The organism is Brevibacterium sp. Lmc1, from assembly GCF_057654315.1.
The window spans coordinates 2,926,263-2,952,765 of sequence record NZ_CM172803.1; the positions used below are offsets into that span (position 1 = coordinate 2,926,263).

25 protein-coding genes and 1 tRNA gene are annotated in these 26,503 nt (G+C 65.2%); 14 read left to right on the forward strand and 12 right to left on the reverse strand.

Features of this window, described 5'->3' with window-relative positions:
- The first annotated feature begins 58 nt into the window (after window positions 1-58).
- From AC239G_RS13105 to AC239G_RS13145, 9 genes are all read left to right on the forward strand, one after another.
- Window positions 59-1,363, forward strand: a complete 1,305-nt coding sequence (locus AC239G_RS13105) for an NRAMP family divalent metal transporter (RefSeq protein WP_259357777.1) — start codon at window positions 59-61, stop codon at window positions 1,361-1,363.
- A complete protein-coding gene (locus AC239G_RS13110) occupies window positions 1,360-2,151 on the forward strand; it encodes a LamB/YcsF family protein (RefSeq protein ID WP_482400522.1) in 792 nt (263 codons plus the stop codon). Before AC239G_RS13105 ends, AC239G_RS13110 begins: the two co-directional genes overlap by 4 nt.
- Complete coding sequence (locus tag AC239G_RS13115; protein WP_487489030.1) at window positions 2,148-2,963, forward strand: putative hydro-lyase; 816 nt, start codon at window positions 2,148-2,150, stop codon at window positions 2,961-2,963. The genes AC239G_RS13110 and AC239G_RS13115 overlap by 4 nt, the downstream gene beginning before the upstream one ends.
- Window positions 2,960-4,714 carry a 5-oxoprolinase subunit B/C family protein gene (locus tag AC239G_RS13120; protein WP_487489031.1) on the forward strand — a complete coding sequence of 585 codons (1,755 nt, stop codon included), beginning with the start codon at window positions 2,960-2,962 and terminating at the stop codon, window positions 4,712-4,714. The genes AC239G_RS13115 and AC239G_RS13120 overlap by 4 nt, the downstream gene beginning before the upstream one ends.
- 3 nt (window positions 4,715-4,717) lie before the next feature.
- On the forward strand, window positions 4,718-6,487 hold the full coding sequence (locus tag AC239G_RS13125) for an ATP-binding protein (protein WP_487489032.1): 1,770 nt from the start codon (window positions 4,718-4,720) through the stop codon (window positions 6,485-6,487).
- 139 nt (window positions 6,488-6,626) lie between these two features.
- Complete coding sequence (gene bcp / locus AC239G_RS13130) at window positions 6,627-7,100, forward strand: thioredoxin-dependent thiol peroxidase (RefSeq protein WP_101553572.1); 474 nt, start codon at window positions 6,627-6,629, stop codon at window positions 7,098-7,100.
- Window positions 7,101-7,236: 136 nt separating this feature from the next.
- Window positions 7,237-7,318, forward strand: a tRNA-Leu gene (locus tag AC239G_RS13135).
- 130 nt (window positions 7,319-7,448) lie between these two features.
- A complete protein-coding gene (locus AC239G_RS13140) occupies window positions 7,449-7,913 on the forward strand; it encodes a GNAT family N-acetyltransferase (protein ID WP_139468923.1) in 465 nt (154 codons plus the stop codon).
- Window positions 7,910-8,290, forward strand: a complete 381-nt coding sequence (locus AC239G_RS13145; protein WP_248283994.1) for a hypothetical protein — start codon at window positions 7,910-7,912, stop codon at window positions 8,288-8,290. The genes AC239G_RS13140 and AC239G_RS13145 overlap by 4 nt, the downstream gene beginning before the upstream one ends.
- On the opposite strand, the gene AC239G_RS13150 is transcribed toward AC239G_RS13145, so the two are convergent.
- A complete protein-coding gene (locus AC239G_RS13150; RefSeq protein ID WP_248283995.1) occupies window positions 8,268-8,915 on the reverse strand; it encodes a MerR family transcriptional regulator in 648 nt (215 codons plus the stop codon). The genes AC239G_RS13145 and AC239G_RS13150 overlap by 23 nt on opposite strands.
- Before the next feature lie 114 nt (window positions 8,916-9,029).
- On the opposite strand from AC239G_RS13150, the gene AC239G_RS13155 reads away from it, so the two are divergent.
- Window positions 9,030-9,470: an anthrone oxygenase family protein gene (locus AC239G_RS13155; protein ID WP_139468924.1), complete on the forward strand. Its 441-nt coding sequence runs from the start codon at window positions 9,030-9,032 to the stop codon at window positions 9,468-9,470.
- Window positions 9,471-9,543: 73 nt separating this feature from the next.
- On the opposite strand, the gene AC239G_RS13160 is transcribed toward AC239G_RS13155, so the two are convergent.
- The 3 genes from AC239G_RS13160 to AC239G_RS13170 all read right to left on the reverse strand — a co-directional run bounded on the left by AC239G_RS13160 (window position 9,544) and on the right by AC239G_RS13170 (window position 11,317).
- Entirely contained in the window at window positions 9,544-10,173 is a 630-nt protein-coding gene (locus AC239G_RS13160; protein WP_139468925.1) for a maleylpyruvate isomerase family mycothiol-dependent enzyme, read from the reverse strand.
- Entirely contained in the window at window positions 10,170-10,607 is a 438-nt protein-coding gene (locus AC239G_RS13165; RefSeq protein ID WP_139468970.1) for an ASCH domain-containing protein, read from the reverse strand. The genes AC239G_RS13160 and AC239G_RS13165 overlap by 4 nt, the downstream gene beginning before the upstream one ends.
- Window positions 10,608-10,687: 80 nt before the next feature.
- The gene (locus tag AC239G_RS13170; protein WP_139468926.1) at window positions 10,688-11,317 is read right to left on the reverse strand and encodes a TetR/AcrR family transcriptional regulator; all 630 of its coding nucleotides are present in this window, start codon (window positions 11,315-11,317) and stop codon (window positions 10,688-10,690) included.
- Window positions 11,318-11,451: 134 nt separating this feature from the next.
- Here AC239G_RS13170 and AC239G_RS13175 point away from each other — a divergent pair, with 134 nt between their 5' ends.
- The gene (locus AC239G_RS13175) at window positions 11,452-13,098 is read left to right on the forward strand and encodes an amidohydrolase (RefSeq protein ID WP_218973647.1); all 1,647 of its coding nucleotides are present in this window, start codon (window positions 11,452-11,454) and stop codon (window positions 13,096-13,098) included.
- A 15-nt stretch (window positions 13,099-13,113) separates the two neighbouring features.
- Complete coding sequence (locus AC239G_RS13180; RefSeq protein WP_139468928.1) at window positions 13,114-14,475, forward strand: APC family permease; 1,362 nt, start codon at window positions 13,114-13,116, stop codon at window positions 14,473-14,475.
- A gap of 401 nt (window positions 14,476-14,876) precedes the next feature.
- Here AC239G_RS13180 and AC239G_RS13185 read toward each other — a convergent pair whose 3' ends face one another.
- Window positions 14,877-15,497: an HAD-IA family hydrolase gene (locus AC239G_RS13185; protein ID WP_248283997.1), complete on the reverse strand. Its 621-nt coding sequence runs from the start codon at window positions 15,495-15,497 to the stop codon at window positions 14,877-14,879.
- 175 nt (window positions 15,498-15,672) lie between these two features.
- On the opposite strand from AC239G_RS13185, the gene AC239G_RS13190 reads away from it, so the two are divergent.
- Together AC239G_RS13190 and AC239G_RS13195 are read left to right on the forward strand one after the other, a co-directional pair.
- Entirely contained in the window at window positions 15,673-16,020 is a 348-nt protein-coding gene (locus AC239G_RS13190; protein WP_487489033.1) for a PadR family transcriptional regulator, read from the forward strand.
- The gene (locus AC239G_RS13195) at window positions 16,017-16,988 is read left to right on the forward strand and encodes an HAAS signaling domain-containing protein (protein WP_487489034.1); all 972 of its coding nucleotides are present in this window, start codon (window positions 16,017-16,019) and stop codon (window positions 16,986-16,988) included. The genes AC239G_RS13190 and AC239G_RS13195 overlap by 4 nt, the downstream gene beginning before the upstream one ends.
- A gap of 56 nt (window positions 16,989-17,044) precedes the next feature.
- On the opposite strand, the gene AC239G_RS13200 is transcribed toward AC239G_RS13195, so the two are convergent.
- The 7 genes from AC239G_RS13200 to AC239G_RS13230 form a co-directional block, all read right to left on the reverse strand.
- The gene (locus AC239G_RS13200; RefSeq protein WP_181271608.1) at window positions 17,045-18,322 is read right to left on the reverse strand and encodes a class I SAM-dependent methyltransferase; all 1,278 of its coding nucleotides are present in this window, start codon (window positions 18,320-18,322) and stop codon (window positions 17,045-17,047) included.
- 53 nt (window positions 18,323-18,375) lie between these two features.
- Entirely contained in the window at window positions 18,376-18,657 is a 282-nt protein-coding gene (locus tag AC239G_RS13205; RefSeq protein WP_135808719.1) for an HPr family phosphocarrier protein, read from the reverse strand.
- Between the two features lie 121 nt (window positions 18,658-18,778).
- Window positions 18,779-20,449, reverse strand: coding sequence for a phosphoenolpyruvate--protein phosphotransferase (ptsP, locus tag AC239G_RS13210; protein WP_376906731.1), 1,671 nt, complete (start codon window positions 20,447-20,449; stop codon window positions 18,779-18,781).
- Window positions 20,450-20,487: 38 nt separating this feature from the next.
- Window positions 20,488-22,671, reverse strand: a complete 2,184-nt coding sequence (locus AC239G_RS13215; protein ID WP_487489035.1) for a PTS fructose transporter subunit IIABC — start codon at window positions 22,669-22,671, stop codon at window positions 20,488-20,490.
- Window positions 22,668-23,810, reverse strand: a complete 1,143-nt coding sequence (locus tag AC239G_RS13220; protein ID WP_181271605.1) for a 1-phosphofructokinase family hexose kinase — start codon at window positions 23,808-23,810, stop codon at window positions 22,668-22,670. The genes AC239G_RS13215 and AC239G_RS13220 overlap by 4 nt, the downstream gene beginning before the upstream one ends.
- A complete protein-coding gene (locus tag AC239G_RS13225) occupies window positions 23,807-24,601 on the reverse strand; it encodes a DeoR/GlpR family DNA-binding transcription regulator (RefSeq protein ID WP_172171091.1) in 795 nt (264 codons plus the stop codon). The genes AC239G_RS13220 and AC239G_RS13225 overlap by 4 nt, the downstream gene beginning before the upstream one ends.
- 328 nt (window positions 24,602-24,929) lie before the next feature.
- Entirely contained in the window at window positions 24,930-26,306 is a 1,377-nt protein-coding gene (locus AC239G_RS13230) for an MFS transporter (RefSeq protein ID WP_229664088.1), read from the reverse strand.
- Window positions 26,307-26,503: the final 197 nt, after the last annotated feature.

The window sequence follows — 26,503 nt, forward strand, 5'->3', positions numbered from 1 at the left end:
TCTCACCCCATCGGCGCACACGAAGGAACAATTGACCACCAGACAGTCGGAGACTCCCATGTCACACGCACCGGAATCCCAACCGCCGGAATCCTCTTCTACGGATGGGGCCGCCTCGGGCCTTGACAATGCCAAGAGCGAAATCGGATCCAAGATCAGCCGCAGCGCGATCATCGGCGCCATCTTCCTCATGGCCACCTCGGCGATCGGTCCGGGCTTCATCACCCAGACAGCCACATTCACGGCTCAGATGGGTGCGGCCTTCGCCTTCGCGATCTTCGCGTCGATCCTCATCGACATCGCCATCCAGCTCAATATCTGGCGGATGGTGACCTCCTCGGGCAAACGCGCAGCCCAGCTGGCCTCCTCGGCCGTGCCGGGTTCGGGCATCCTCCTGTCCGTCCTGATCGTCGTCGGCGGACTGGCCTTCAATATCGGCAATATCGCCGGTGGCGGCCTCGGCCTCAATGCGCTGCTGGGCATCGACCCGAAGCTCGGCGGACTGCTCACCGGCGTCCTGGCGATCGGCATCTTCCTGTTCAAACGCGCCGGAAAGGTCGTCGACGCCGTCGTCCTCGTCCTCGGCGTCGGAATGATCATCCTCACCTGTGTCGTCGCCATCGTCTCGAACCCGCCGGTCGGTGAGGCGATCAAACAGTCGTTCGTGCCCGACACCATCAACTTCGCCACCGTGACGACGATCGTCGGCGGCACCGTCGGCGGCTACATCACCTACTCCGGTGCCCACCGCTATCTCGACTCGGGCAAGACCGGCCCGGAGAATGCCGGTTCTGTCATGCGCTCGGCTCTGTCGGGGATCCTCGTCACCGGTGTCATGCGCTACGTCCTCTTCCTCGCCATCCTCGGCGTCGTCGCCTCCGGCGTCGCTCTCGACCTCGACTCGAGCGTGGCCAACCCCGCCGGTCAGGCCTTCGCCGCAGTCCTCGGCGATGCGGGAATGCGCATCTTCGGCGCGATCTTCTGGGCCGCGGCTCTGAGCTCGGTCATCGGCGCCGCCTACACCTCGGCGACGTTCCTCTCGGCGTTCTCCAAACGCCTCGAAGGCGGCTGGCCGCTGCAGCTGGCGACGGTGTCCTTCATCGTCGTCTCGCTCGTCGTCTACCTCGTCCTCGGCACGGCACCTGCCACACTGCTCGTCTTCGTCGGCGGCTTCAACGGGCTTATCCTGCCGATCGGTCTGACGATCTTCATGTACATCGGCTGGTTCAGGCCGCGCCTGTTGCGCGCTGATTCGTACCCGAAGTGGTTGCTCATCATCGGCACCGCGGCAACACTGGTCACGTGGTACACGGCCACACAGTCCATCGGCCCCATCTTCGCCATGATCGGAATCGGAGGGTGACATTGTCTGTCAACAGCGAACTGAGAATCGACCTCAACTCTGACCTCGGGGAGAACGTCCCCGACCGTGTCGTCAGCGACGATGCCGCCATGCTCGGCCTCGTCACCAGCGCCAACGTCTCCTGCGGGTTCCATGCCGGCAACCCGGAAGGCATCCGCGCCACCGTCGACGCCGCCACGAAGGAAGGTGTCGTCATCGGGGCCCACCCCGGATACGACGACTACGAGGGCTTCGGCCGCCGCGCCCTCGACGTGCCCGCCGCCACCCTGCAGGCCCAAGTCGAATACCAGATCGGCGCGCTCATCGGCCTGACCACAGCCGTCGGCGGAACCGTCTCCTACGTCAAACCCCACGGCGGTCTCTACAACGCGATCGTCCACGATGAGGCGCAGGCGAAGGTCGTCGTCGACGCGATCACAGCCATCGACGACTCGTTGGTCTTCCTCGGACTCGCCGGCAGCGTGGCCAACCGCGTCGCCGCCGAAGCCGGGCTGACCGTGGCCGCCGAGGCTTTCGCCGATCGGTCCTATAACCCCGACGGCTCCCTGGTCTCCCGGTCGGAGCCGAACGCTGTCCTCCACGACCCAGAGGCCGTGGCCGCCCGCGTCCTGCGCCTCGTCCAGACCGGACAGGTCGAAGCCGTCGACGGCACCCTCGTCGACGTCGACGCGCAGTCCATCTGCTTCCACGGCGACAGCCAGGGATCCATCGACATGGCCCGGGCCGCCCGTGATCTCCTCGAATCCGAAGGCGTCACGATCGCCGCCTTCGCCGGAGCCGGACGATGAACACTGCCACCACCAGCACATCTTCCATGGACACGATGCGGGCTGCGGGTGCGGAAGCCCGCGCACGCATCCGGGCAGGATTCGACGGTCCCACCTCGGGGATGGCACCGGGACTCGTCCACGCGAACCTCATCTCCGTCCCCGCGGACTGGGCCTTCGACGTTCTCCTCTTCACCCAGCGCAACCCGAAGCCGTGCCCGGTCGTCGACGTCCTCGAACCCGGACAGCTGGCATCCGCACTCGCCCCGGGCAGCGATATCCGCACGGACATTCCCGGATACCGGATCTGGGAGAACGGCGCCCTGACCGACGAGGTCACCGACGCCACTTCAGTCTGGGAGCAGCATCCGGACCTCGTGTCCTTCCTCATCGGCTGCTCATTCACCTTCGAAAACGGCCTGACCGAAGCGGGCATCCCGATCCGCCACCAGGAGGCCGGTCGCAACGTGCCGATGTACCGCACGTCGACGGCCTGCCGTCCCGCCGGCCGGATCAGCGGAGACATGGTCGTGTCCATGCGCCCGATCCCGGCCTCCCAAGTCGCCGAGGCAGTGCGCATCACCGACCGCTTCCCCGCCGTCCACGGTGCACCGATCCACATCGGCGAACCCTCCCAGATCGGCATCGATGACCTCGGCGCCCCGGATTTCGGTGATGCTCCGGCCATCGAAGACGGCGACATTCCCGTCTTCTGGGCCTGCGGAGTCACTCCACAGGCAGCCATCCAGGCGTCGAGAATCCCCTTCGCGATCACCCACTCACCTGGGAAGATGTTCATCACTGACGAACCGGAAGACACCTACCGCCAATGACCTCGACACCTCCGGCCGACTCCCTGACCTTCCACACCGCCTCCACGCGCCACCTCCTCGTCGAATGCGCGGACCTGGGCACGACGATGGCCCTGCACCACAGTCTTGAAGCCGCCGATCTGCCCGGCGTCGCCGAACTCATCCCCGCCGCCCGAACAGTGCTGATCAGTTTTGATCCCGCACGCACGAACGCCGAGATCCTCGCCGAGGCAATGCGCGGGCTCGGGCACACCGAGTCGGCCTCGGATGCGGCCCGTGAGGTGACGATCGATGTCCACTACGACGGGGACGACCTCGCCGAGGTGGCCGACCTCCTCTCTGTCTCCCCCGCCGAGGTGATCAAACGCCACCAGGCCGCAACCTGGCAGGTCGCGTTCGCCGGGTTCGCCCCCGGCTTCGGCTACCTCGCCGGCGACGACGAACTCTTCAACGTTCCCCGCCGCTCGTCCCCACGCACGCGAGTGCCCGTGGGATCGGTGGCATTGGCCGGCGAGTTCACCGGCGTCTACCCCCGCTCCTCCCCCGGCGGCTGGCAGCTCATCGGACGCACCGATGCGAAGCTGTGGGACCTGGACCGGGAACCACCGGCCCTGTTCGTACCCGGCACGATCGTGAAATTCGCCGAGGCGGGGCGCGAGACCGTCGAGGTCGCGGGCTCGAGTGCGGGGTCAGGTTCGTCAGGTGCGGCAGGTTCGTCAGGTGCGGCAGGTTCGCCAGGTGCGGCAAGTTCGGCGTCGGATTCTGCGGTGGATTCAGCAGCGGATTCGGCGTCCGATTCGGCGGCTGCTGCCACCCACTCCCTCGAGGTGCTGCGTCCCGGGCTGCAGCTGCTCGTCCAGGATCTCGGTCGCCCCGGTTTCGCTTCGATGGGAGTCTCCGCCGCCGGTGCCGCCGACCGCACCGCGTTGACCACCGCCAACCGTCTTGTCGGCAATGCCGAAACCGCGGCCGGGCTGGAGAGCTTCGGGGGCGCAGTGCTCCTGCGCTCCACGGGTGACGGCGTCGCCGCTGTCACCGGGGCCACCGGAGCGATCACCGTGACCGCTGCCGATGGCACGGTCCTCACGCCCCGCCTCGGCGAGGCCTTTGCCCTGGCCGACGGGGACGAACTCGAGCTCGGACCAACCGAGCGCGGAGTCCGCCGCTACCTCGCCGTGCGCGGTGGAATCGCTGTCGAGACGGCTCTCGACAGCAGCTCCGCCGACACCCTGGCCGGGCTCGGTCCGGCCGCTGTGGACAAAGGCACCACGGTGGGAGTGCACGATCCGCGGACGGCGCCCCACCTCGTCGATCCCAATCCCACGCGGCCAAGGGATCTTCCGCAGGCGGGTGAGACCGTGACGCTGAGCGTGACGCTGGGACCGCGTGAGGATTGGTTCACCGAGACCGGGATCGAGACTCTGCTGTCACAGGAGTGGACGGTCACCCACGAATCCGACCGGGTCGGACTGCGCCTGAACGGTGAGGTTCCACTCGAACGTGCCCGCACCGGAGAGCTGCCCAGCGAAGGCGCGGTCACCGGTGCCCTGCAGGTTCCGCCGAACGGTCAGCCGGTGCTCTTCGGACCCGACCACCCGCTCACCGGCGGCTATCCGATCATCGCCAGCGTCGATGATGTCGACCTCGCCGCGCAGCTGCCTCCCGGCGTGAAGCTGCGCTTCACCACCTCTGCCCGACCGACGTCGAACGCCCACCCAGCCGAGGCGTCCCGCACCGCAGCAGAATCCCGCACCAACGAGAACGAAGGCTGAACAATGTCGAGAATCCTCATCGCCAACCGCGGCGAGATCGCTGTCCGCATCATCCGTGCCTGCGCCCAGCACGGGCACACTTCGGTGGCTGTCTACGCTGATCAGGACGCCGACGCCATGCATGCCCGGTTCGCAGACGAAGCGTTCGCTCTGCCTGGGACGACAGCGGGTGACACGTACCTCAACATCGATGCGATCCTCTCCGCAGCGAAGTCCGCCGGTGCCGATGCCGTCCACCCCGGGTACGGATTCCTGTCCGAGAACGCCGATTTCGCCGCCGCCGTCGAAGCCGCCGGCCTCATCTGGATCGGTCCGACCGCGGACACGATCACGGCCCTCGGCGACAAGGTCACGGCCCGTCAGCTCGCGCAGAAGGTCGGCGCTCCCCTGGCACCGGGCATCGACCGTCCCCTCGAGAACGCGGCTGAGGTCGAGTCCTTCGCCGCCGAGGCGGGACTGCCGATCATCATCAAAGCCGCCCACGGTGGCGGCGGACGCGGAATGAAGATCGTCCACGAGCTGTCCGAGGTAGCAGGTGCCTTCGAATCGGCGACCCGTGAGGCCGTCGAGGCTTTCGGTCGGCCCGAGTGCTTCGTCGAGAAGTTCCTCGAGCGTCCCCGCCATGTCGAGGTCCAGATCGTCGGCGACGGTCAGGGTCGGGTCGTGGCCGTCGGTGACCGCGACTGCTCCGCTCAGCGGCGCAATCAGAAGCTCATCGAGGAAGCACCCGCCCCGGGACTGACGGATGAGCAGCGTGAGCGCCTGCACCGTTCGGCCGAAGCCATCTGCGCCGAGGTGGACTACCGCGGTGCCGGCACCGTCGAGTTCCTGCTCGCTGCCGATGGCACCATGACGTTCCTCGAGGTCAACACCCGACTGCAGGTCGAACATCCCGTCACCGAGGTGACCTCAGGGGTCGATCTCGTCGCCGAACAGTTCCGCATCGCCTTCGGACAGGGACTGTCGCTTGAGTCGACCCCGCAGCCGGTCGGTCATGCGATCGAGCTGCGCATCAACGCCGAGGATCCCGGCCGCGGCTTCCTGCCGACTCCGGGACACATCGATGTCCTCGACGTGCCCGGGGGCCTCGGCGTGCGCTGGGATTCCGGTGTGCGTGCCGGTGACACCGTACAGCCGGCCTTCGATTCCCTCTTCGCGAAGCTCATCGTCCACGGTCCCGACCGTGAGCAGGCGATCGCGCGCACCGTGACAGCGGCAAAGGAACTCCATGTCGAGGGTCCGGCCACGGTGGTGCCGTGCTCCCTGGCGATCCTCACCGATGAGGCGTTCACCGGTCTCGGCGTCGACGGTGTCGACGGCATCCACACGCAGTGGATCGAGGCCGAGCTGCTGCCGCGCTTCGAGACTCAGGACCGCCCGGCGCCGGTCGCCGATGGCGCGATGCAGCGGATGTCGATCGAGATCGATGGGAAGCTCACCACGATCGGACTGCCCGCCGGACTGCTCGCTGCGCTCGGCTCGGTCGGTGGGACCGGTCAGGGCGGCACGGGTCAAGGCGGCGAGGCCGGTGGCGCCGGACACGGTGGAGCCGCCTCGGCGAGTGCCGGGGATGTCACCGCTCCTGTGCCGGGCAGCCTTGTGGACTTCCTCGTCGAAGACGGCGCGCAGGTGGCGGCCGGTGACGAGGTCGCTGTGCTCTCGGCGATGAAGATGGAGACCCGGGTCGAAGCCCCGGTCGCGGGAACGCTGCGCCAGGTCGCGGCGGTCGGCGACGTCGTGGCGGTCGGGCAGGCCATCGCACGGGTCGACTGAGACGGCGGGCTGCCTCGGCGAAAGGATCGGTCGAGGTGACTGCGTGCATCGGTCGAGGCATCGGGCTCGGCAACGGAATAGAGTGGTGGTCAGCAATGGTTGTCCATCATGGAGACCACCCCAATCAAGAGGAGCATTCATGTCACGTCTGTCGGTCGGCGACACCGCCCCGGAGTTCACCCTCGTCAACCAGGACGGGAAGTCCGTCAGCCTCAGCGATTTCCGAGGTCAGCGGGTCGTCGTGTACTTCTACCCCGCCGCTATGACCCCGGGCTGCACGACCGAGGCCTGCGATTTCCGGGACTCGCTGTCGGCACTCAAGGCCGCCGGAATCGCCGTCGTCGGCATCTCCCCGGACAAGCCGGAGAAGCTGCAGCAGTTCATCGAGAAGGAAGGTCTCAACTTCGACCTCCTCTCCGATGAGGACAAGACGATGATGACCGAGTGGGGTGCCTTCGGCGAGAAGAAGAACTACGGCAAGGTCGTCCAGGGCGTCATCCGCTCGACCGTCGTCGTCGATGCCGAGGGCAAGGTCGAACTCGCCCAGTACAACGTCAAGGCCACCGGGCACGTCGCCCGCGTGCGCAAGGAGCTCGGCATCGACGCTGCCTGAGTCTGCTGCAACTTGAGCGTCGGGCGGGCTGAACTGCCCGTGCTCAACGTGAGCATCGGGGCGGTCCGAGTTTTCAACAACTCGGGCCGCCCCTGCTAATCTTGAGGACGTTGTGGCCGCGAGGGTGGCCGCTTCAGCGCGAGTGGCGGAATTGGTAGACGCGCTGGATTTAGGTTCCAGTGTCTTCGGACGTAGGGGTTCAAGTCCCCTCTCGCGTACCGCGGTCCCCGGCGCGGAAGTCGACAGGCTTCCGCGCCGGGGACTTTTCTGTCGTCACTTCTGTACGCGAAGAGACGCGGAGAACGTAGTGTGGTCATTGGTGCACCGAACCTAGTGAGAGGACTGCAGATGACGACGTCCCCGGCCCCGACGATCCGCCCCACCGCTCCTGCCGACGAGGCCCGGTGGAAGGAGCTCTTCCGCGCCTACCGCGAGTTCTACCGACTGGAGCCCTCCGAGGAGATCGTCTCTCGCGTGTGGTCGTGGCTGACCGACTCCGCCCATGAGTGCCAGGGACTCGTCGCCGAGGCGGACGGATCGATCGTCGGAATCGCCGACTATCGTCGTTTCTCGCGTCCCTCGACAGGCAGCGTCGGCATCTGGCTCGACGATCTCTTCACCGATCCCGAGGCGCGCGGCCGAGGTGTGGGTCGTGCATTGATCTCCCGGCTGCAGATGATCGCCGCGGCCGAAGGCTGTTCGGTGGTCCGGTGGATCACCGCCGATGACAACGCTCAGGCTCAGGTGCTCTATGACGATGTCGCAGCGAAGACGAACTGGCTCACCTACGACGCGAAGCCGACGGAGTCGTGAGCACGGAGTTGCCGAGTGAGGAGAGGCCGAGCTCGGTGGAGCCGGAAGAACAGGCAAGCTCAGCGAACGCCGGTGATGACCGCGAGGTGCTTCTGTGCTGCCTGCTGTGGGCGCGCGAAGGACGGGCTGAGGCACTGACAGCCTACGAGAACGGTGTTCTCGCGCTCATCTCCGAGCACGGAGGGCGCGTCGTCAATCGTGCCAAGAGCGACGGGGCTCAGGGGCGTCCCAACGAGGTGCAGTTCTATCGGTTCGAATCCACGGAAGCTCTCGATTCCTACCTGTCGGATCCGCGACGTCGGGCGCAGGCCGCCGAACGCGATCGAGTCATCGCCAGGACGGAGCTGTTCCCCGTCAGCTTTCTTCCGAGCGAGTGAGGTCCTGCGCGAAGTGCTGCTGTGCGAGCAGGACCAGCGCCTCGAGCAGCGGTCGGCGCAGCACGCTGCCGAGGACGACTCCGCGGATCCGCTCCTCCAGACTGTCTGCGTCGCCGATCGCGTCGAGGTCGGTGCGACCGACGTCTTCAGCGGCTTCGACATAGGCGTCGAGTCGGTCGAGGATCGGAGTCAGGTTCTCCGCAGTCAACATGGCAACCGCCTTCACAGCCGCCCGATAGGCCGGTGACGACTTCGCGCAGTGCCACCCTCGCGCGGTGATCGCGCGGTCGAGTATCGCCGAGGCGGCTGTATCGTCCGTCTCGGCCTCGTCGATGAGCGCGTCCTGGACGACGCCCATCGCTTCGACTTCCGAGGCCTGCCCGTCCACAGCATCAACGACGGCTCGCACCTTCGCCAACGGCAGTCCGGCCACCGACGTCAGCGCCCCGATGAGGCGCAGCCGCTCGAGATGAGTGCGATCGTAGACGGCTTGATTCACGCTTGTCCGTCGTCCCGGCTGCAGCAGTCCTTCGCGGAGGTAGTACTTGATGGTCGGCACGCTGAGGCCCGAACGACGGGACAGCTCCGCCATCCTCATCCCCGACTTCTCCGCTGATTCCTGCATCGTCATCTCCTCCCGGCACTGTCAGCAATGTTCGGTGACTGGTCTTGCTCGACCCTAGCAGATACCTCTACTATCTATTATGGATAGTATAACTACCTATTAAGAGGAGAGGTCATGGATGCCTTGACTTTGGCTGCGGTCCTCGTCACCGGCTTCGTCGGCTCAGCGGAATTCGGGTCGGCCGCTTTGGTTCATCCGGTGATCCGTCAGCTGAGGACGGACGATCAGCTGATCATGGAGAGGGGCCTGCTGAAGACGTTCGGCCGGGTGATGCCGGTGGGGATGACCGCAGCGACAGCGCTGGCCATCATCATTGCCATCGATGAGCCCAACGCATGGTTGGTTTCGGCAGCAATCAGCCTCAGCGTCGCTCTGGTCGTGACGATCATCGGGAACGTCCCGATCAACACCCGGACTGGACGGATCACCGAGGAGACCGCCCCCGAGGGATTCATCGCCATGCGCAGACGGTGGGACGCCTTCCAGATTGTGCGCGCTTCACTGCAGCTTCTCGGATTCGTCCTGGTGGCGGTCGGAGTCGTCGGACTCGCCTGAGCACACGGCGACGTTCATCTCGTCGTCAGGGATGGCCCGGCAAAAGCGTCGCAGCACTCTGACCGCTGAGGTTTCAGTTCATCCGTCGCCGGAGTTCGGTGACTCCGCTGCCCGTCAGCTCTGTCAGTGATTCCGGTCGACCGGCCATAGCCAGGACGAGGTCGAGGACACGACCGGTCACCTCCGGCCCGCTTCCGGATTCGAAGTCGGCGTCGACAGCACTGAGCTTCAGCCCTCTGACCAGGGTCTTCGAGTTCACTGCGAAGTCCTTAGAGGCGAAGTATCGGGCCACCTCGACGGTCGCCTCGGCGCCAGGGGTCAGGTCGAGTTCCAGTGGTCGTGCGATGTCCTGGCCGTGGACGATGACTTCACCCAGGAAGGCCGGGAAGTCTTTGGTCGGCGCGATAGTCAGTGGGATCGAGCTGTGGAACTTCGCAAGGGTCTCCTCAGGTGAGCCACCGAGGCGGCGCTCGAGCAGTCGCGCATTGTGTTTGGCAGGATCGAATCCCGCCCGAACGATGCTGCGGATCCAGGCCCACTTCCCGGTGTTGGCTGCGGCTGTCAGGTGGGCGACGACCTGCTCGACCGTCCAGTCTGCACACAGAGTGGCGAGCGCCCACTGCTCCGGTTCGAGCGTGGAGAGCAGGTCGGCCAGGCGCGCGCGTTCCGTGTGGATGAGGTCCCAGTATTCGGCTTCGTTCATCTGCTCGCCCCCTGTGATTCGTCGCCGGAGATGCTGAAGAACCCATCGTCTTCTACGTCGAACAGCAACCGGAAGCGTTCGCAGACGACCGGCATCTCGGGCGCGAATCCGCGCCGGCCATGCTCTTGCCAAAAGCGCTCATGGATCTCGCGCCAGGCGGCCAGGGTTCGGTCGCCTTCCCCTTCCGAATGGGCATGCTCGGCGGTCACCTCGCAGAACGGAACGATGTCGATCGCCGTGGTTTCGATAAGGGCTCTCGGCCGGCCTCGGCCGTCTAGGATGATGCTCAATTCACCCACCTCGGGTACGGATTCGTCATCGGCTTCGATGTCCCATAGCGCCGAGGCGGTGCCTGTCTTGGTCCCAGCCAGCACGAGAGCGAGGAGGTCGTCCGCATGCTCGGGAGTCGCGCCGAAGGCCCATGCTTCAGGCATCGCCTTCGGCAGGTCTGGGATGCAGCTGCGGACCCGCACCCAGAACGAGTCGAGTGTGACATCGAGCCTTGCCGTTTGACTCACGACACGGCCTCAAGCCGATGCTTCAGACCTTGGATCAGACTAGTCAGCCCAAACTCGAAGGACGCCACCGCTGACGAGTTCTCGCCGAATCGAGGATCCAGCGCACCTCGAATCTCCGCAAATCTGTCTCCGGCCGATTCCTGAGTGATGAGGTCGACTGGAGCGACGATGTCCAGAGCGGAACCGAGGACATAGGCTTCAACGGACCGCATCACCGCCACGGTCTGACCCTGCGGCCATCCCCCTCGACGAAGTCCACCGATCACTGAGTCATACATTTCATACGTTGAGAGGTCTCGAATCGAGGTCGTGGCCAGCAATCGGATGAGGTTCGGGTGGTCGGCGAAGGCTCTGAGATACGTCCGGGCCCACAGCTCCAGAGCTCTGTCCCACGGCACGCTCTCCGACGATTCCTCGATCCCAGAAAATACTTGAACGTCGATTCCAGCCACAATACGGGCGCGCATCAATTCGATGAGTTCACCTCGGCCGGAGACATGGTTGTACAGAGAGGACACCTGCCTGTCGACGCGAGCCGCCAGAGTTCGCATCGACAATGACTCTTCGCCGAGGTCGTCGACAAGCGCGAGCGCGGCATCAACCAGCCGATCCTGATTCAATCTCACAGAATGCTCGCTCTCAATTTCGCACTTCCCTACATCTTTCGAGCAGTGTATCGTGTTCCCAGTCACATACGAACACTGTTCGTGTAAACGCCGGCGCGGCCGGCCACAAGCAATGGAGCAGGAGGACGGCAGTCTTGACGACACAGCACTTCCACAACGGCACCATCTGGTTGGGCGCCGGCGCCCAAACTGAGGATTCCCTTGTAGTTCAAGATGGCACTGTCGTTGCCTCTGGTTCACATGCGGTGGCGGCCGTCCTCGATCAAGTTTCGAGCCACGACGGCGCAGAGTTTGAGTCCATCGATCTCGACGGCGGGTTCCTCATGCCGTCCTTCGGCGACGGCCATGCTCATCCGATCTTCGGTGGCATGGAAGCAGAGGGCCCACAGGTGAGATCGTGCACGAGCGTCGAAGAGATCATCGCTGAAGTGAAACGGTACGCCGAGGCTCATCCCGACGACGACTGGATCACTGGTGCCTCATATGACGGCAGCCTCGTAGGCGACGGCCTCTTCGACGCCGAATGGCTTGACAGAGCCGTGTCCGACCGACCGGTCGTCCTTCGCGCTTGGGACTACCACACCGTGTGGTGCAATTCTCGAGCATTGGAACTCGCGGGAATCACCGCGGCAACCCCGGAGCCGCAGATAGGCGAGATTCCTCGCCGAGACGACGGCTCACCGCTGGGCACTCTGCGTGAATGGGGTGCAATTGATCTGATCGACGCCGTTCGTCCGCCACACCACGATTCCGTCCGACTTCGCGCTCTCGATCGGGCAGCCGACTATTACCTGGCTCGAGGCGTCACTTGGGTCCAGGACGCTTGGGTGGAGCCAGCCGATGTCGAGACCTATGCGTCCGCCTCTCAGCAGGATCGGCTCAAACTGCGATTCAACCTCGCGTTCTACGCCGATCCCCGCCGCTTCACGCAACAGCTGCCCGAAATGCTTTCTGCGCGCCGAAGGATCGAGGAACTTTCGGATCCGTTCCTGACCGCTCAGACCGTGAAGTTCTTCGCCGACGGAGTCATCGAGAACGAAACCGGTGCGCTCATCGAGCCCTACTGCTCCTCCCTTCACAACCACGGCATGCGAGTCTGGGAAGGAGATTCGCTGGCAGAGGCGGTTCGCGAAGTCGACGCGGCAGGTTTTCAGATCCACATCCACGCCATCGGCGACGCGGCCGTTCGACAAGCATTGGATGCCATCGAGTACACAATCCGGAACAACGAAGCCCGTGATCGACGGCCGGTGATCGCACATGCCCAGATCATCGACTCTGCCGACCTGTCCCGCTTTGCTGAACTCGGCGTCATCGCGAATATGCAGCCTTTGTGGGCTCAGCTCGATGACCTCATGACAGTACTCACCGTCCCCCGGATCGGCAGAGAACGCGCCGTGGCGCAATATCGGATGCGCAGCGTCCTCGACAGCGGCGGGCACCTTGCGTTCGGTTCGGACTGGCCCTGCACTTCAGGGGCGCCGCTCGAGGGTCTCGCCGTTGCCGTGAGCAGACAGACCGATGACGGTGAGCCCGACGGCGGGTGGACTCCCGAAGAGATCCTCGACGTCGAACGCTCTCTCGACGCTTATTCGGCTGCGGTTGCCCACCAAGCATTTGCAGACCAAAGACCCGACGAGTGGGGAGTGATCCGTCCGGGCGCGAGCGCCGACTTCATCGTTCTCGATTCGGATCCTCGAACACTTCTCCCCCAAGAACTGTCTGATGCCCCTGTTCGCCGCACATACCTGCGCGGCGCGGCCGTCTACTCAGCGGACTGAATCGAAAGGACAATGATGTCCCATTCCAACCACAGTGTCACCACTCAAGACTCCGCCGAGACCCACCTGAAGCGTGCGCTCGGAGTGCCTTCACTCGTCTTCTTCGGCCTCGTCTATATGGTTCCGCTGACAGTCTTCACGACTTACGGAATCGTCACCCAGGTCACCGGGGGCCGCGTCCCAGCCGCATATGTCATCACCCTGCTGGCAATGGTGTTCACCGCCAGGTCATACGCGAAGATGGCCGCCGCGATGCCTTTCGCCGGTTCGGCATACACGTACACGCAGAAGAGCTTCGGAGCAGGAATCGGCTTCGTTGCCGGCTGGGCACTGCTTCTCGACTATCTGTTCCTGCCGATGATCAACTATCTGGTCATCGGCATCTACCTCAGCGCAGCATTCCCCATGATTCCGGCTTGGGTCTTCGTCGTCTCTGCCATTGTTCTCGTCACCGTCCTCAACGTCATCGGAATCGTCTCCGTTGCACGGGCCAACATCGTCATCATCGCTGCCCAAGCTATTTTCATCGTTGTCTTCGCTGCGCTCGGCATCGCCTCATTCACCGGATCCGGTTCTGTCGACCTAGCGGCGCCGTTCACTGGTGACGGTTCTGCACCCGGATTCGACAATGTCATGGCCGGCGCAGCGATTCTGTGTCTGTCTTTCCTCGGCTTCGATGCGGTCTCGACTTTGTCCGAGGAGGCCAAGGACGCGAAGAGAGCAGTTCCCCGCGCGATCGTCATCGCCACTGTCACCGGCGGCCTCATCTACATTGTTCTGTCGTACCTGGCTCAGCTGGTCTACCCGTCGAATCAGTTCGCCGATGTCGATTCAGGCGCGCTTGACGTCATGGCGGCGGCCGGCGGCGAATTCCTCACCGCCTTCTTCACCGCCGCCTATGTCGCCGGAGCATGCGGCTCGGCTCTGACCTCGCAGGCATCAGTCTCACGCATTCTCTTCGCGATGGGTCGCGACGGTGTGCTCCCGAAAAGCTACTTCGGCCGCTTGTCACCGCGCTTTCACACACCCACGATTGCAACTCTGACTGTCGGCGCAGTCTCTCTGCTTGCGCTCGCCGTCGACCTCGCATTCATATCGGAGATGGTCAGCTTCGGTGCTCTGATCGCGTTCTCAGCAGTGAATCTGTCGGTTATCAAGCACTTCATCATCGACGAGAAGAATCGCGGTTCACGTGCTGTTCTCAGTTCGATCGTTCTACCGGGAATCGGGTTCTGTCTGACCCTGTGGCTGTGGACGAGCCTGTCTCCGCGGACTCTTCTCATCGGCGCCATCTGGCTGGTTCTCGGAGTCGGATACCTCGCTTTCGTCACACGGGGATTCCGTCGGCCGACACCAATGCTCGACCTGACGGACTGACGTTGACCTACTCGGCTCAACGGGCACGCGATCACCCTCGACACGATCCGGCTCGTCATCGGAGCCGTCATCCCAGCCGTGGCAACAAAGGGCCTCCGCACCCAGCTTTCCGAACTCGCCGTTGACTCGGCCGATTCAGATCAGCCGGGATCCGTGGCAAAAGCCTGAAGAGGATGCGCTTCGATCATCGCCCGCGGGCTCGAGACAATACCGTCCCGAGCGCGCAGGCGATGGCACATCCGGCAGCCATCCAAGCTACCCACACCTGCCATGCCTCAGGCCCTTCAAGAAGCCCAGGAAACAACAGCATCAACACCCCAGCAGACACTGCCAGCCCGAGGATGAAACCAGCCAAAGCACTGTTGTTCGCCATTTCATTCACTCCTGTTCAGTCAAGCCGCCTAAAGAAGAAACTGCTCGATCTCATCAATCGTCGACCGATTGTCACGGTGCACGATCGCATCCATGCCGACGGCACGGGCGCCTTCAGCACAGACTTCGTGGTCATCAATGAAGAACACGTCTCCGGCGTCCGCAGCCATCCGCTCAAGCGCATTCTCATAGGCCTCCGGTTCCGGCTTGAGCAGACCGGTCTCGTGACTGTAGAGAATCGGGTCAAAGACTTCACTGAACCCGAACCGCCGTTCTTCCTCGCGCCGCGCCCCGTCCACTGAGTTCGACAGAATCGCCACACCGGCGCGTGGCCGCAGCGCAGCTGCATACTCAAACAACTCTGTATTGAGACTCCCGCAGTATTCGTGCCACATCTCGGCCTGCATAGCCTCGATCAGGTTCGAATCCATCTCGAGCGCTCGACCCAGCTTCGACCAGTACTCGTCCCGCGTGTCCGCTCTACGGTCGATGACCGGCAAGTCCGCCGCCAGAATGCGCGCCCGATACTCCTCCGCTGAGAATCCAGAGCGCTCCTGCCACCGGCGAACGAAAAGCTGTCCCCAGGTGTCATCATCAACGACCTCCAGCACTCCCCCGATATCGAAGAGCACCCACTTCCTCAAACTCATGAGGCAAGACTACCTACCGATGCTCGCGCTACTCGTGTGCCGGAAAGCCCAGGTTGAGGCGAATAGCCCATGTTCCAACGTGAGCTGCTGACCCTAAACCGTGCCGCGCGCCGTGCCGCAGCAAAGAATACCCCGCCTCTTGTAATAGTGTGTGACACACACTATTGTGTGATGCATGAACGGGGATGAAGACAAGGCACTGGCCACCCACGAACAGGAGCTGCGACGCGGCACCGTGGTCTTCGCCAGCCTCGTCGCCTGTCGACGGCCGCAGTACGGCTACTCGCTGCTGACGACGCTGACCGAAGCAGGCATCGCCACCGAAGCCAACACCCTCTATCCCCTCCTGCGGCGGCTCGAGAAACAGGGCCTGCTCACATCGGTTTGGAACACCGAACAAGCCCGCCCCCGCAAGTACTACACACTCACCGACAGCGGCGCCGAAGTCGCCGCCGCACTGCACAGCCACTGGCTCGAACTCAACTCCAGCATCACCAAGCTCTGGAAGGACGGCACACCATGAGTGCGCTCACCGAAATCTACGTCGACAACGTCACCCGCCACCTCCCCGAAGACTCCCGGCCCGACATCGCCGCCGAAATCACCGCCACGATCGACGACATGGTCGACGCCCGCCTCGGCGAGGATGCGGATTCGTCCCCGGATCACACGGCGACCGTCGAACGCGAAGTCCTCGAAGAGCTCGGCGATCCCGTCGCGCTGTCGCGGGAGTACTCGAACTCACCGCAGCACCTCATCGGCCCGAATTCCTACCCGCTCTATATCTGGGCGCTGCGCTGGATCCTGCCGGCCGTCGGTCTGCTCGCCATTCTCACGAATGTCGTGGTCACTCTCGCTACCTCTCCCGACGTCCAGATCGGCGAACTGATCGGCAAGACCGTCGGCAGCACCGTCACAGCGCTGCTGACCGCCTTCGCGGTCATCACGATCATCATCGGCCTCGGCGATCGCGGAATGGACGGCGGCGCAGCCGATTCGCTCCGGAAGCGGAAACCGGGCACGTGGACGATCGATGATCTCGACCGACGTGATTCCCGCAGCAAGCAGATCCGCGCCGAGGCGGGGCTCGGGCTGGTCTTCATCGTCGCCCTGGCAATGGTCCCGCTCATCCCGACCTCTCTGCTCTACGTCGGCCACCTCAACGATGGGGAGACGTTCGTCAACCCCGACCTCGGCGTCGGCTGGCTGCTCGGCTACTGGGCGTTCCTCGCGCTCATGGCCGCAGTCGAGGTCATCAAGTTCACGACCGCCTCGGCGAAACCGACCGTGGCCATCATCGGCGGGATCGTCGACATCGCCATGGCCGTCTTCCTCACCATCGCGCTGCTGACTCAGCCGGTCCTCCACTCCGAGCTCACGAACACCGGGAACGCCGACTTCCAGCAGATCATCACGGTCATCGCGATCTGGATCATCACCGTCTGGGATCAGGTGAGCACCTGGCGGATCTATCGCCGCAATCGTCGGTGAAGTTGTGCGATCGGGACGGCCACCTGCCGACCCGATCGCACAGCTGGTGAGAGATCTCAGTCGCGGCGGCTGGCGATGACAGTGAACTTCTTGTTCCGGGCCAGCTGCCGACTCGGTCCGATGATCGATTCGAGACGATCCCGGTAGCGCAGATGCGAATTGAACACCGTGAGCACCTGCCCGCCCGGCGCCAGATGCTCGGCGGCCGTGGCCATGAGCGCCGCGGCCGTCTCGGTCTCGATGGCCGTTCCCTGATGGAACGGCGGATTGAGCAGGATGACATCGAATTCGCCTAAGTTCGCGAGCGCCGGTTCTCCCGGATCTGCGGCATCACCGAGGATGATATCGACTCCGACTCCGTTCGCCTCCGCTGTGGCCCTCGCCGAGGCGACCGCCGCCTTCGACACATCGACGCCGAGCCCCGTATTCGCCCCCGAGGCCCGCATGGCTGCGGTGAGCAGCCAGCCGTTGCCGCAGCCGAGGTCGAGCACAGATTCCGGCGCCCCGCCTGGGAGCAGTCTCAGCAGTGAGTCGATGAGCAGCTCCGAGCCCTCATCGCTCTTCGTCCCGGAAAAGCAGGCCCCATGTGCGCGGACTTCGAGCTCACCGACACCGCCTTGGGTGATCGCCCCACGGCGTGGGAATTCCGGCAGGCTCGGAGAGGACAGGGGGCGGCTGCCGATGATCATCCGGTGCTTGCCGACCCCGGGAGAGACATCGACTCGGCCGAATCCGCGGGCGAGCTCCTTGTTGACGCCCCGGCTCATCGCATCGCTGCGGCCGATGACGATGATGGTGCTCGCCAACGGCTGCAGTACCGCGATCGTCTCGGTGAGCGCATTCATCGCCTTCGGAGCGTTGACGACTGCCCACGTCTCCCCTACGCCGAGTTCGGCCAGTCCCGCGATCTCATTGAGCTCGCTCACCGCCAGCACGGGGGCCGCTTCGGCACTGGCCTCTCCGGCCTCTCCGGCGGATTCGCCGGCTCCGGCCAGGGACTCGACCGCTGCGGCCAAGGTCCGTGCCTCGTCGAGCCGGTCGTTGTATGTGCATACCTGAGTCAGCCGGCTGAGCAGGGTCGCCTGCAGACCGTGCGCGTCGTCGACGAGGATGAGGTTCTCGGGGACCTCGGCTGAGAGTTCGGCGGCGACGAAGGTGCCTTCGGTGTCACGACCCGAGACGTCGAGGGCTCCGCAGCGGCGACCGATGACGTAGTCGATGAGCATCCGCGCCTGCGGCAGGCCGGGCAAGTCGCTCAGCTGAGGGAATACCGCCAGCAGACCCCGGCTGCGGTGGGCGGCGGCAGAGTCAGAGGGCAGCAGGGAGGCGGACATTCGATCAGTCTAAACTGAGCGGACCGGTCGCCGCCTCCTCGAGGGTGTGCCGCTCAGCCTTCGGCGTCGTGGTCGGTCTCGATGAGCTGCTTGAGGTTGGCCAGTGCTTCATCGGCTCCGTCACCCTCGGCGCGCAGAACGACCTTCTGACCGTATTCCGCGCCGAGGCCCATGAGGGAGAGCACGCTGGCCGCATCGAGGGCGTCCTCGGCCGGTTCGCCCTCCAGGGCGATGGTGATCTCGAGGTCATAGTCTGCGGCAGCCTCGGCCAGCAGTGCTGCTGGACGGGCGTGCAGGCCGACGGTGCTTCCGACTGTTGCGATGGTCTCTGCCATGAGTTGTCCTTCCTGATCAGACCGGCCGCGGTTCGGCCGGACCGGTGTCTCGGCATTTCCTGTTGGTGGTGTCTGCGGTGGTGCTGAGTACGTCACGGGGCCACTCCCCTGACGTCCGGGCTCACAGGCCGAGCTCGTCGAGGATCGGCAGCTCGGCACGGACTATGGCCTTCGCCTCGCTCGGGCTGCGTGCCGCAAGTGCGCTGCGGGCGATCTGCTGTGCCCGCTCCAGGGTGACACCGGACAGCACCTCGGCGACGGCAGGCAGAGCTCGGGGCGCCATGGACAGGCTGGTGACTCCGAGGCCGACGAGCACGACGGCCAATGCCGGATCGGCCGCAGCCTCTCCGCACACGCCCACGGACTTCTCCGCCGCAGCTCCTTGCGCGGCGGCCATCCCGATCAGCTGCAGGACTGCCGGCTGCCACGAGTCGCTGAGTTCGGCCAGACCGCCGAGCATGCGGTCGGAGGCCATGACGTACTGGGTGAGATCATTCGTGCCGATGGACGCGAACTCGACTTCCTCGAGGATCGTGGCCGCCTGCAGCGCCGCCGAGGGGACCTCAACCATGACACCGGCGGTGGGGAGTCCTGCCGCACGAACGAGGTCTGCGAACTGTCGGGCCTCCTCGGCGGTGGCGATCATCGGAGCCATGACGTGGACGGTCACCGCATGCCTTGAGGCGGCGAGCGCGATCGCCTCGAGCTGACGTTCGAGGACGCCCTGAGCCCGGCGACTGGTCCGGAATCCGCGTACGCCCAGGGCCGGGTTCGGTTCATCGGCGTCGGTGAGGAACGGCAGAGGCTTGTCGGCTCCGGCGTCGAGGGTGCGCACGACGACCTTGTGATCATCGAAGGCTGCGAACACCTGCCCATAGGCCTCGGCCTGCTCCTCGACGCTGGGTTCGGTGTCACGATCGAGGAAGCAGAACTCGGTGCGCAGCAGACCGACGCCTTCGGCACCGGCGGCTGCCGCTGCCCGTGCCTGAGCGCCGTCGCCGACATTCGCACGCAGTGGAATCCGGGTGCCGTCGCTCAAGAGACAGGGTCCGGTGAACGACTGCAGACGGCCAGCCGTCTCCGCCCATGCCTCGACGAGACCGGTCTCCAACGCACCGGGTTCGGTGCACAGGACTCCGGCACCGCCGTCGACGAAGACGGGTGTGTGGTCGGTGATCTCGCGGACGCCGGCGGCTGCGACCACGGCGGGAATGCCCAACGACCTGGCGAGGATGGCCGTATGGCTCTGCGGTCCACCCTCTGCGCAGACGAGTCCGACGACCAGCTCAGGATCCAGAGTTGCGGTGTCGGCGGGAGCGAGATCCGTGGCGATGAGCACGAAGGGCTCGGCCGCGTGTGGAATGCCGGGGGCCGGCACTCCACGCAGATGGGCGACGAGGCGGGCGCGGACATCGAGGACGTCGGCTGCGCGTTCGGCCATATAGCCGCCGAGCTTCTCCAGCTGTGCAGCGGTCTCCGCGGCCACCGTCCAGATCGCGGTCTCCGCATCGGTCTCAGGCAGGCGTCTGATCGCCGTCTTCACCAGAGTGGGGTCCTTGGCCATGAGGGCGGTGGCCTTGAGCACGTCGCGGGCGTCCCCGGTGACGGATTCGGCGCGCTCACGCAGTTCGGCGTGGACGGCGGCCGAGGCCTCTCGGATCCTGTTCGCCTCCGCTTCAGGATCAGCCGGGGCGGGCTTCGCCACGGGTGCGGACACGGGGTCGGGCATGGTCAGCGCCGGGGCGATGACCCGTCCGGGTACGACTCCGATGCCTGAGAACTCTGCGGACATCCCCATTCCTTCCTGTCTTGCCTCGTCGGTGAGAGCGGTCAGACTCGTGTGGCGTCAGCGTTCGACGATACCGGTTCGGCCTGCTGACCCTCACCGGCCGAACCGGATCCGGTGGTCGAACCGGTCGACGCGGCTGCGGTCGTCGCCGGTGCGGACCGGTCGGCCGCCTCGGCGAGGCCTGCCGCTCCGCCCTTGCGGACGAGGATCTTGAGCGCGAGCACCAGCACGGCGCTGATGATCGTGCCGACGACGACGGAGAGCAGGAACAGCAGGAACGAGTCGATGGCGAAGAAGACGAACACGCCGCCGTGCGGGGCCTGGCTGGTGACAGAGAAGGCCATCGTCATGCCGCCCGTGACGCCGGCACCGACGACCGAGGCAGGGATCACGCGCAGCGGATCGGAGGCGGCGAAGGGAATCGCGCCTTCGGAGATGAACGCGGCGCCGAGCAGCCAGGCGGCCTTTCCGTTCTCCTTCTCCGCCTGGGAGAAGATGCGTGGGCGGACGGCGGTGGCCAGCGCCATGGCCAGGGGCGGAACCATTCCGGCGGCCATCACCGTGGCCATGATCTCCCACGGCACGGGGTTGTCGACGGAGCCTGCGGCGAGGCCGGCGACGGCGAACGAGTAGGCAACCTTGTTGACGGGCCCGCCCAGGTCGACGGCCATCATCGCGCCGAGGATGAGCCCGAGGACGACGGCGGCGGTTCCGGTCATGGAGCTCAGCCAGCTGTCGAGGCCCTTGGTCAGAGCGCTGATCGGTCCGCCGAGGACCATGAACATCAGGCCCGAGGAGACGAGGGAGGCCACCAGCGGGATGATCACGACGGGCATGAGTCCGCGCAGCCACCTCGGTGCGGCGAAGGAGCCGATCCAGTGGGCGATATAGCCGGCGAGGAGTCCGCCGATGATGCCCCCGATGAACCCGGCGCCCATGAGCACGGCGACGGCGCCGACGGTGAAGCCGGGAGCGATTCCGGGGCGGTCGGCGATGCCGTAGGCGATGTATCCGGCCAGGGCGGCGACGAGGAAGCTCATCGACAGGTTGCCGATCTGGAAGGCCACGGCGCCCAGGTAGGCGCCGACGGGTCCGAGTGCCAGGTCACCGTATTCGGTGGGCAGGTTCCACAGGGAGTTGCCCAGGACGATGTCCTCGGCGTAGTCGGGGATGTCGAATCCGCCGAGGAGGAACCCCAGTGCCATGAGCAGTCCGCCGGCGGCGACGAAGGGGATCATGTAGCTGACACCGGTCAGCAGCACGCGTTTGAGGTGGGCACCGATGCTTTCGCGAGAGCCGGACTGTGTTTCGGAGGAGTCGTCGGCGGCGTGAGCGGCGGTCAGCCTGCGGCCGTTGGGGGCGTCCGCCTCGGCGAGGGCCTTGCGAATGAGACCCTGAGGATCATCGATTCCGGCCTTCACCGGCACCTGCACATAGGGTTTGCCGGCGAACCGCGGCTTGTCGCGGACGTCGACGTCGACAGCGAAGACGACGGCATCGGCGGCATCGATGACGGACTGGTCGAGCGGAGTCGTGCCGCTCGAGCCCTGAGTCTCGGTGACGACGTCGATGCCCATCTCGGCTCCGGCCTGGACGAGGGCGTCGGCGGCCATATAGGTGTGGGCGATTCCCGTCGGGCAGGCCGTGACGGCGACGACGCGGCGGGGGTGGTCGGTCGAGGATGAGGCGGATTCGGTGGGGGCCCCAGCGGCACCGGTGGTGGGTGCGCCGGTAGGGGCCGCCTCGGTGCTGGTCTGCTCTTCGGGCGTCTCGCGTAGGCCGAGGGCGGTTTCGACGAGGTCGACGACTTCCTGCTCGGTCGTCGCCGCGCGCAGGGAGGCGACGAAGTCCTTCTTCACCAGTGACCGCGCGAGTTTCGACAGGAGCTTGAGGTGGTCCTTCCCGGCGCCCTCGGGGGCGGCGATCATGAACACGAGGTCGGCGGGGCCGTCCTTGGCACCGAAGTCGACCGGCGGGTTCAGTCGCGCCATTGCGAGGCTGGGTTCGGTGACCGCCTCGGTGCGGGCGTGCGGGATGGCGATGCCGCCGGGAACGCCGGTCGGGGTCTTCTCTTCGCGGGCGATCGCCGCGTCCGCCAATCCGTCTGCGGAGTTCGCGCGGCCCTGTTCGGCGATCGTGGCGGCCAGAGCGCGGATGACAGCGGACGACGCCGTCCCCTGATCCGCGTCGAGGACCACCAGGTCTGTTGTGATGAGCGATGTCATCGTGCCTCCTCGGCTTCGGGGGCTGTGCCCTCATGTCGGTGGGAAGTGTCGTCGGTATGCGTGTCTGTATGTGCTGTGGGACTACCTGTCAGCGGTGCTGCGGATGTCTCCAGTGACGTCACGGTCACCGCGTCGGTCCGGGCGTCCGCCGGGCTCGGCACTCCGGTGCCGCGCAGCCGGGCGGCTGCGGATCCGTAGGCGACGGCTCGCGCCAGAGCCGCATCGGGTTCACGGCCGTCGGTCAGACCCAGCAGGTACCCGGCGAGGGTGGAGTCGCCCGCGCCCACGGTGCTCACGACGTCCGTAGGCGGATGCTGGGCATGCCAGGCAGCGTCCGGCTGGGCGAGCACTGCGCCGCCGGCGCCCAAGGTCGCAAGGATCGACCGCGGGCGGGGGCCGCGCGCGTTGAGCAGGGTCGATGTGGCGCGAGCCGTGAGCTGCGGTGAGGACTCGAGGCGGTCGGCGATCGTCTGCAGTTCGGCGGTGCCGAGGGATTCGACGGCGACACGTGGGTCAGAATCGTCCCGGAGACCGGAGGCGTGCAGGAGGCCGGCGGCGTTGAGGAGCTCGGCGAGTTCTTCGGCGTTGGGTTTGATGAGATCTGGTGAGGCCATCAGGGCCGCAGTCAGAGGAGCACCGGAGGTGTCGACGGCGATCAGCGGCGGACGATCAAGCTGGCGGATACGTTTGATCGCGCGGGCGTAGAAGTCATCGTCGACTCCTGGAGGCAGCGAACCGGCCAGGACGACCCAGCTCGCACCGACTGCCTGCTCGGCCACGAGATCGAGCAGTTCGTCCTGAGCCTGCGGGCTCAGAGGCGAGCCTGGTTCGTTGATCTTCGTCGTCGTGCCGTCGGGTTCGGTGACGGTGATATTGGACCGCAGCGGCGTGCCGGTGGGAACGGAGCGATGAGCCAGTCCGGTCGCGTCGAGTCCGGTGAGCACCGGGTCGTCGATGTCTCCGGGCAGGACCGCCAGGGTGTCACGGTCGGAGGCCGCCACGGCACGGGAGACGTTGACTCCCTTGCCGCCGGGCTGCTGTCCGGCCCAGACGGCGCGCTGCACCTGGCCGCGGAGAACGGGGCCGGGCACTTCGATGGTCCGATCGAGGCTGGGGTTGGCGGTGAGGGTGAGGATCATGGAGTGACGACCTCGACTTCCGCAGTCTCCAGATCGGCCGACAACGACTCTTCCGGCGCGTCATCGGTGATGAGGACATCGATCTGGTCGAGTTCCGCGAACCGCACCAGAGAGATGGCATCGAACTTCGCTGAGTCGGCGAGCACGGCGACCCTGCGTCCGGAGTGCACGAACGCTGACTTCGTCGCCGCCTCGTCATGGTCGGGCGTGGAGACGCCGTCGCCGGTGAGTCCATTGGTGCCGAGCACCGCGAGATCCACTCGATGGCCCTCGATGGCCGTGATCGTCTGCGGTCCGACCATGGCCCGGGTGACCGGTCGGAACCGGCCGGGGAGGACGAAGATGTCGACGCCGGGCGCTCCGGCCAGGCTGTCGATGGCGGACAGGGAGTTCGTGATGACGCGCAGTTGTCGCGGTGCCTGTCCGGCGACGAGGCGGCCATGGGCTTCGTCGGCGATCGCGCGAGCGAAGGCCGCACAGGTCGTGCCGCCGTCCACGGAGATGCTCATCGTCTCCTCCAGCAGGCTCAGCGCTGACCGGGCGATCGCTGTCTTCTCATCGAGGTTGTGGATCTCGCGGTCGTCGAAGGCCGGCTCTTCGAGGCTGTGGGGACGGCAAGGCACCGCTCCCCCGTGGACGCGCTGGAGGGCTCCGGCCTTTTCGAGGGCGGCGAGGTCGCGTCGAACGGTTTCCGTCGTGATGTCGAAATCGGCGGCCAGATCGGTGACATTGACCCGGCCCGCTTCGCTGACGAGCTCAGCGATGCGTCGTTGCCGTTCTTCAGCGAACACGTCCGGCCTTTCCCTTCGCGCGGCTCATCGTCATACGGACGAATAACCACGTGGTTATCTGTTGGTTTGAACGATCTTAGGACTCTATTCACGCACCGTCAATCACATTCCAACATCTTTCCAATTATTCCCACATCACCTAGTGGTCGACCCGGCAAGGCGGCTCGGCCGAGGCGGCTCGGCCGAGGCGGCGAGATCTATGAATGACGAGTGCCCCAGAACTCAGCGTTCAGGGGCACTCGTCGTTCACGGTCGGGGTGGGCCACCTCGGCGATGGGATCAGTGGACCGGGTAAGCCGCCTCGGTGATGGGATCAGCCGTCTGTCACTCAGCTGCCGATGCGTTTGTACGCCGAGGAATCGGCGTTGTCGATCGTTGAGTGTTTGCGGTTGTCGTGCATGAAAGCCACGGCGACGAAGCCGACGATCGCGATGACGACGACGTAGACGGCGAACCAGGTGCCGATTCCTGCGTTGCGGAACCACAGCGCGACGTATTCGGCGGAGCCGCCGAACAGCGAGTTGCCGACCGCATAGGTGAAGCCGACGCCGATTCCGCGGATGTGGGCCGGGAACATCTCGGCCTTCACGATTCCGGAGATCGAGGTGTACATGCTGATGAACGCCATGGCGATGACGATGAGGATGCCTGCAGTGAGGACGGAATCGGCCTTGCCGATCATGCCGAGCAGCGGGATGGGCAGCGCGATCATGCCGATGACGAAGATGAGCATGTTGTTTTTACGGCCGATCTTGTCCGAGATCTTGCCCGCGATGGGCTGCATGACGACGAAGATGAGCAGGCAGATTGTCATGAGGTCAGCGATGGAGCCTTTGTTGAACACGGCTTCGCCCGGGGTGCCTTCGTTCTGCAGCAGCAGGAACTTCTGCATGTAAGTGGTGAAGACATAGAAGACGAGCGATCCGACGCTGGTGATGCCGAGGACGACGAAGAAGGCGCGCGGGTGGCGCAGCACTTCGCGGAAGCTGCCGGAGTTCTCGTCCTTGCGGGTGTCCGCCGAGGTCGTCTCCTCGAGTCCGCGGCGCAGCCACAGGGAGACGATCGCGGCGGCAGCGCCGATGGCGAAGGGCAGTCGCCACCAGCCGGCTTCGATCTGGTCGGTGCCCAGAGTGTGGGTCATGATGACGGCCAGCAGGCTGGCCAGCAGCTGGCCGCCGATGAGAGTGACGTACTGGAAGGAGGAGTAGAAGCCGCGTTTGCCTTCGGTGGCGACCTCGGACATGTAGGTGGCGGTGGCGCCGTACTCGCCGCCGACGGCCAGCCCCTGGATCATGCGCACGATGAGCAGCAGGATCGCGGCCCAGGAGCCGACGACCGCACTCGTGGGCAGCAGAGCCATCATCAGCGAACCGGCGCACATGAGCAGAATGGAGATGAGCATCGAGTTCTTGCGCCCGAGGCGGTCGGCGGCGCGACCGAAGATGTAGCCGCCGATGGGACGCATGAGGAAGCCGACGAAGAAGACGCCGGCAGCCTGCATCAGTGACAGTGCTTGGTTGTCAGCGACGAAGAACTGGTCGGCGAAGTAGACGCTGAAGAAGGCGTAGATGTAGAAGTCGAACCATTCGACGAGGTTGCCCGAAGAGGCAGCCATGATGGCCTTGACCGTCTTCCATTCCGACTTCTTCTGCGCTGGGGTCTCACCGGCTTCTGCCTGGTCGAGATGCGTATTCTGATCTGTCAATGCTTCTTCTTTCTCACTCGTACGCGGCGCACGCAGCGCCCAGGTCACCTTACTGCCGAGTCAATCGAACTGACGATTCAGTCAGTAATTGAGATTTGGGGTCGGAGGCCCGATTCCGCGGGGTTTTCGCACGGTTTACGCGCGGTTACAGAGCAGAAGTCGCTCGAGGCTGACGATCCCGTACCTGGTGAGGTGAG

Coding starts and splice junctions, on each gene's coding strand:
- AC239G_RS13125 (WP_487489032.1), top strand. CDS start 4,718: ATGTCGAGAATCCTCATCGCCAACCGCGGCGAGATCGCTGTCCGCATC.
- AC239G_RS13215 (WP_487489035.1), bottom strand. CDS start 22,671: ATGACATCGCTCATCACAACAGACCTGGTGGTCCTCGACGCGGATCAG.
- AC239G_RS13180 (WP_139468928.1), top strand. CDS start 13,114: ATGTCCCATTCCAACCACAGTGTCACCACTCAAGACTCCGCCGAGACC.
- AC239G_RS13140 (WP_139468923.1), top strand. CDS start 7,449: ATGACGACGTCCCCGGCCCCGACGATCCGCCCCACCGCTCCTGCCGAC.
- AC239G_RS13150 (WP_248283995.1), bottom strand. CDS start 8,915: ATGCAGGAATCAGCGGAGAAGTCGGGGATGAGGATGGCGGAGCTGTCC.
- AC239G_RS13105 (WP_259357777.1), top strand. CDS start 59: ATGTCACACGCACCGGAATCCCAACCGCCGGAATCCTCTTCTACGGAT.
- AC239G_RS13115 (WP_487489030.1), top strand. CDS start 2,148: ATGAACACTGCCACCACCAGCACATCTTCCATGGACACGATGCGGGCT.
- AC239G_RS13190 (WP_487489033.1), top strand. CDS start 15,673: ATGAACGGGGATGAAGACAAGGCACTGGCCACCCACGAACAGGAGCTG.
- AC239G_RS13195 (WP_487489034.1), top strand. CDS start 16,017: ATGAGTGCGCTCACCGAAATCTACGTCGACAACGTCACCCGCCACCTC.
- AC239G_RS13120 (WP_487489031.1), top strand. CDS start 2,960: ATGACCTCGACACCTCCGGCCGACTCCCTGACCTTCCACACCGCCTCC.
- AC239G_RS13205 (WP_135808719.1), bottom strand. CDS start 18,657: ATGGCAGAGACCATCGCAACAGTCGGAAGCACCGTCGGCCTGCACGCC.
- AC239G_RS13160 (WP_139468925.1), bottom strand. CDS start 10,173: ATGAACGAAGCCGAATACTGGGACCTCATCCACACGGAACGCGCGCGC.
- ptsP (WP_376906731.1), bottom strand. CDS start 20,449: ATGTCCGCAGAGTTCTCAGGCATCGGAGTCGTACCCGGACGGGTCATC.
- AC239G_RS13155 (WP_139468924.1), top strand. CDS start 9,030: ATGGATGCCTTGACTTTGGCTGCGGTCCTCGTCACCGGCTTCGTCGGC.
- AC239G_RS13220 (WP_181271605.1), bottom strand. CDS start 23,810: ATGATCCTCACCCTCACCGCCAACCCCAGCCTCGATCGGACCATCGAA.
- AC239G_RS13200 (WP_181271608.1), bottom strand. CDS start 18,322: ATGTCCGCCTCCCTGCTGCCCTCTGACTCTGCCGCCGCCCACCGCAGC.
- bcp (WP_101553572.1), top strand. CDS start 6,627: ATGTCACGTCTGTCGGTCGGCGACACCGCCCCGGAGTTCACCCTCGTC.
- AC239G_RS13185 (WP_248283997.1), bottom strand. CDS start 15,497: ATGAGTTTGAGGAAGTGGGTGCTCTTCGATATCGGGGGAGTGCTGGAG.
- AC239G_RS13165 (WP_139468970.1), bottom strand. CDS start 10,607: ATGCCTGAAGCATGGGCCTTCGGCGCGACTCCCGAGCATGCGGACGAC.